The organism is Treponema sp. Marseille-Q3903, from assembly GCF_014334335.1.
Classification (GTDB): domain Bacteria; phylum Spirochaetota; class Spirochaetia; order Treponematales; family Treponemataceae; genus Treponema_D.
Map to the genome: position 1 here is coordinate 1 of NZ_JACSEU010000004.1, position 5,338 is coordinate 5,338.

A 5,338-nucleotide genomic window follows, 5' to 3' on the forward strand; every position below is an offset into this window, starting at 1 on the left:
CTATCATCATTGGAACCTGCCCTTCCCACCAGCCTAGTGTGATGAGGTCAGGCAACGCGTCTCCTGCTATCATCGCGTTCAACTTTTCTGCTTCGTTTCCTGCCGGAACTATAAAGTTTATATCTACACCTGTTTTTTCCGTGATGTATTTTGAAACCTTTGAGTCTCCCCAATGGCGTGCAAACCAGCTGAAGTTGATATACCAGTCAAACTTTACCGGCGTATCTTTGTTTAACGTCCATCCTGCGGACTTTGCAGTTCCCGACTGTGTTCCTTTAGATCCTTTTTTCGTGCTTTTTTTTGACCATGGAGCCGCAGTAAGCGAAGTTACCGCAAGAGCCATTATCATTCCCAAAACAACCAATTTTGTTTTTTTCATAATACACTCCTATAAAAACACCGCGTTAGCGGCAGCGCAGGAGGCGTTGCATCAAAGTTTACGAAGCGCAACGCGCTAAGTAAACGTTCATGATAGAAATTACAAGGAAGTAATTTCTATCACACCTCCTATGTAACTAGTGAAAGTTTCTTTGTTACAAGGAAAGTATATGTCCAAATTTTTTAGAGCGTAAGTTGACTGTTTTTCAAAAAGGTTATTTTTTTTCGGTAACGAGGATTTTTACTCTATTTTTACACTTTTAAAATTTTTTCTAAATATATTTCAAGAACTGTTAATGTATCATCAAAACTTATATCTTTAACAAATTGCTTTTTACGAGAATAGTTTTTCCAATAATTATGTTGAACAACATCCTCCCTTAAAGAATCAATGACCTGTGAATAGTTTTTTAAAATACTTGTAGATCTTCTTCTTTTTGCAGTCGATGACAGCGCTTCCTTTAATATTGCCCAATTGATCGACAAATTTTTAAGTTTGTAAAGAATATAGATGTCATAAAAATCTCGAGTTCGTGTATTGGCAACGCCTCGAGAAATTATTGTCTCTATTTTTTCGGCCAAGACATTTTCCAAAGGATATGCCTTTATATTGATGACCTTATCGTCGTATACACAATGATAACTGTAACAAATTTCTTGAGGAACTATTGAATCCCCTGTGGTAACATCAACAGTCAATGGTATTTTTAAGGTCTCATATACAGCATAAAGGTGAACTCTTATTCCCGGATACTCATCTGCCTCTTTTATTTCTTCGACTCTATCAAAAATAAAATCTAATTGATCTTCAACATGAATTTTACAAATATCTCTGAATATTTTTTCCAAATTTTCATCAGTCACCTCAAGACCCTTAAAAGTAGTATCAATATCCATTGTGGAGCGATTTTCTATGCCAATCAACGAAGAAATTAAAAATCCACCTTTTATAATAAAACAATCCGCTTTATCCGATACCGAAATCCTTTCTAAGAATCTTTCAAGACAATAGGTTTGTAAAGCCGCCTGTGGCGTAATATTTAATTCTTTAGCTCTATTTTTTATTATGGCCTTTAGCTGCATTGGATTCTTTGTAATCATAAAAGGACCTCCAAATATGCTCTAACCTTATTTTCTACTTTAAATATTTTTGAATAATTCATCAAAAGTGTAAGATTTTTTGAATCTTTTTTTATATATTCTTTGAATGCAAATGTAATAATCTGAATATCGGTCTTTTCTCGCGTTCTAAGAATTTCACACAAAGTTCTCTCGGGACAATACGATTTAACTCTATGATTCCCATTAGTAAGCACTTCTGTTATTCCTAAATCAAATAACTCTGGTTTACACAGTTTTATTCTTATGCCTAAATTTTCTAATTTTTTAGAATGATAATTGCCTTTAAAAGTCATAGTCCATTCAAAAGGAGTTCTTTCCAACAAATTAAAAAGAAACAAAGATGTTTCCAATGAAAAAATCCCTTTTGAATACAAAGACTGCAAATTAAAAAGTTCATCTTCCAATATTTCTGGATTTTGATATATGCCTCTGCTCGTTTGGATTAATTTACCCTTTTCAACCAATATTTTTAAAAATTGGCGATGAATTCCCATGTCGCTTATTTCTTTTGTAGTAATACGACCATTATTTTGTGAAATGATTTCTAGGATACGAGTTTGATTATCTTTATTGGCATTCATACTAAATACAATATATTTAGTTAGTTCAAAAGTCAATAATAGACAATCTATTTAATTAATCATCACTTTTTGAGTGCCGATTTTTCCATTCTGTTGGAGACATTCCTGTAGATTCTCTAAATATCTTCATAAAATATTTGACATCTCCAAACCCTGACCGATTTGCGACTTCGTAGACTTTATAACAACCTTTTTCGAGCAATCTTTTTGATTCTTCAAGACGCAATCGTTTTAAATATTCATTAAAATTTATACCTGTGTGCTGCTTAAATTGTTCGCTAAACCATGTATAGTTTACAGAAACGTAATTCGCAACCATTGCCATATTTATATTCTTAGTGAAATGCGTTTTTATGTATTCTATTGAATCTGTGATATAAGAAGCTTCTTTTGTATTTTGCTTCAATAAAGCCGTCAGATAAACTGTGTAATCGACTATTGAAGAAGACCATTCAGCTAGATTGTTATACTCAAAGATGCTTTCAATCATAATCCCTTTTAGGTGAAGATACATGTCTGTGTCGCTGTACCCAGGGAATCTCACAAAAAGATTTGTAATAATCTTGTTATACAGATAATAAAGAATTTCAGAATTTGCTCCAGCAGACTTTGTAAAGATGTTAAATATTTCGTTTACTGCTGCCTGAATTTCTTCAGAACTAGCAATATCAAGTTTTGCGACCATTTTTTCATAAACTTGGTCAACTTCAAAAAAGTCCTCAGGTCTGTTTCTTGCATCATATTTAAAAACACCTCGTCTCTTTTTACCAATTATGTGACCATCTTCATCAAAAAAACATTCCAGAGCCGCAATAAAAGAATTCTTTCGAAGATTGCGAAGAACAGAAAAATCTTTTGCGACATTGCTAACCCCAATTGTATAGTAATCTAACAAAAACTTGTCATACTCAATTTTTTCATCTTCTTTTGGCAATACTATGCATACAAAATTCGATTTTTCTTCAAGCACATAAAATTGCCGAATTCCAAGCGTATTTTCAAATTCTGGTAATCCATCTTTTCCGTAAATTGAGATGCAAAAGTACTCTTTTTTACCAGCGAGTTCCATAAGTCCGCTGTTAGATACAATTCTGCCTTCGTCTACAATTGAACGCAAAGTTTGCTCATTTCTCTCTTTTTCTTCTTTTCGAGAATCAGAGATTGCTGCGTTTACAGAATTTATAAGTTCCTTTTTGTCAACTGGTTTTAAAATATAAGTAGATGCACCACTTTGAATTGCGGCTTTAACATACGAAAAATCATCAAAGCCACTGAGAACAATAAGTTTAGGTCTTGTTTCTTTTAAGCTTAAGGCCTTCATAAGTTCGACACCGTCCATCACTGGCATACGAATATCTGTAATCAAAATATCAGGATGCTTTTCTTCACAAAAATTTAAAGCTTCCTGACCATTTTTCGCTTCAATTATATTTAGAGAAATATCTAGCGAATCTGTAAGAATTTTTTTTAATCCGGCACGAATTAACTTTTCATCATCTGCAATTACAATGGTTATCATTTCTATACCCCAACAACTTTCTCCGAAATCCTACGCGATACTGGTATTTTTATAAGAGTGCCCTTGCCCAACTCTGAAATAATTTGAACTCTGTAATCTTTTCCACACATCATCGTGAGCCTCTGTTGTATATTCTTAATTCCAATGTTCCCCTTAGAGTCTCTTTCATAAGTTTCATTTTTTAAATACGAATTTATCTTTTCTATATTTTCCGGGCTTATTCCAGGTCCATAATCCTGAACACAAAGCCAAACCTTATCTTTATTTTTTTCATCTTGCTGAGCATAGACTTTTATTGAAGAATTTTCCCCAAGTGGCTCAATAGCATAATTAAAAGCGTTTTCAACAATTGGCTGAAGAATCATTTTAGGAATTTTGAGATTTTCCAATTCTGCAGGAATTTCCGTTTCCAGTGAAATTTCATAGTCGTTTCGCAAATTCAAAAGATATATATAGGCTCTGATGTAGTCTACTTCTTGATTCAGCGTGACAATGTGAATCCTCCATCTCAGACAGTAGCGCATCAATTTTCCAAGCACTGTAACACTTTCTACAATGTCTTCCTGGTCAGCGATAACGGCCTGCATTTTTATTGTTTCAAGCACATTGTAAAGAAAGTGCGCATTAATCTGATTTTGCATTGCTTTCATCTCTGTATCAGCAATCAGTTGTTGTTCCTGTTTTATAAGATTAATCTGAAAATTAAGAGTTTTTGTCATTGAATTAAAAGTCTGCTGCGCTTCCCCTACTTCCCCTTTCACATCTGCAGAAATTGTTACGTCTAAATCTCCTTCTCTAACACGTTTCATCCCCTCCATAAGAGAATATACGCCCGACATAAGTTTTTTTGTCATGTATTTTACAAGAATAAAAAGCAGAAAAACCAATGTTACGATAATTGAGAACATAAGGGCTTCAATTTTTAATACAGTTTCGAATACTTCTCTAGAGGAACTTGCATGCATAACAATGATGTTCATGTCTTTAATTCTGCGCCAAGACACATAAGTATCGCCCAACTTTGAGTTTACAACCAGATGCCCTGATTTTTTTTTTATTTCCGAGTCTGACGCATTAAAGGTTGTCACAAACTTATTCAACACTTTAGCATCTATATCGCCTTGAATGTCGTCAATATAAGAGTTTGTAATTCTCACAAAATCACTCAACCCAGTTTCCTTATCTATATTCTCCTCAAACACATAATCTGTTTGGTACTCATTATGTCTTGTATATAAAAAAGGAAAAAAATCTGACATTTTCATAGCTATCTGTAGGTGACCAATCAATCGGTCACTTTTGTATATTGGGCGTGTCGTACATACTGACTCAAACTTTAACTGCCCAAGATTGCCCAAATAATCTGCGGAATAGTTATATTCCCATTTTTTTAAATCTTCGAGGTTAGTCCTTGCCGATTTCATAAAAATGGGAAATCGTTCAGGAACATTCTCGTTATTCGCAAAAACTCTTAGTCCATAAATTTCAGGCATTACTCCAAGAGTTCTTTCAATCATTTTTGATTCTGAAATCATTGTATCTATGACTTCGCCTTCATCACACCGTTCTGGAATAGTAAAGAAAAATTTTAATTTCTCGTTACCTCCAATCATCTGTTCTAGAAGATTAAATTTATTGATATTCTTTTCAATTGTTGCTTGATTTTCAGTTGCAACTTCTTCACAATTCTCTCTTAACTTTATATATTGATTGGTCCTAACTGTCACTAGAATTATAA

Annotated in this window: 4 protein-coding genes and 1 pseudogene; all 5 read right to left on the reverse strand. The window is 33.6% G+C overall.

Annotated elements, in window-relative coordinates:
- A pseudogene (locus tag H9I37_RS11405) lies at positions 1–379 on the reverse strand (extracellular solute-binding protein); the annotation flags it as partial.
- A gap of 251 nt (positions 380–630) precedes the next feature.
- Entirely contained in the window at positions 631–1,479 is an 849-nt protein-coding gene (locus H9I37_RS11340; protein ID WP_187382841.1) for a nucleotidyl transferase AbiEii/AbiGii toxin family protein, read from the reverse strand.
- Positions 1,476–2,081 carry a type IV toxin-antitoxin system AbiEi family antitoxin domain-containing protein gene (locus H9I37_RS11345; RefSeq protein WP_187382842.1) on the reverse strand — a complete coding sequence of 202 codons (606 nt, stop codon included), beginning with the start codon at positions 2,079–2,081 and terminating at the stop codon, positions 1,476–1,478. Before H9I37_RS11345 ends, H9I37_RS11340 begins: the two co-directional genes overlap by 4 nt.
- Positions 2,082–2,136: 55 nt before the next feature.
- On the reverse strand, positions 2,137–3,600 hold the full coding sequence (locus H9I37_RS11350) for a response regulator transcription factor (RefSeq protein ID WP_187382843.1): 1,464 nt from the start codon (positions 3,598–3,600) through the stop codon (positions 2,137–2,139).
- Positions 3,601–3,602: 2 nt separating this feature from the next.
- Positions 3,603–5,338 (reverse strand): sensor histidine kinase (locus H9I37_RS11355; protein WP_187382844.1); only part of this gene is annotated, 1,736 nt, incomplete at its 5' end.

What these genes read in the sequence shown, in the direction of transcription:
- H9I37_RS11340 (WP_187382841.1), bottom strand. Translation starts at nt 1,479, where the DNA reads ATGATTACAAAGAATCCAATGCAGCTAAAGGCCATAATAAAAAATAGA.
- H9I37_RS11350 (WP_187382843.1), bottom strand. Translation starts at nt 3,600, where the DNA reads ATGATAACCATTGTAATTGCAGATGATGAAAAGTTAATTCGTGCCGGA.
- H9I37_RS11345 (WP_187382842.1), bottom strand. Translation starts at nt 2,081, where the DNA reads ATGAATGCCAATAAAGATAATCAAACTCGTATCCTAGAAATCATTTCA.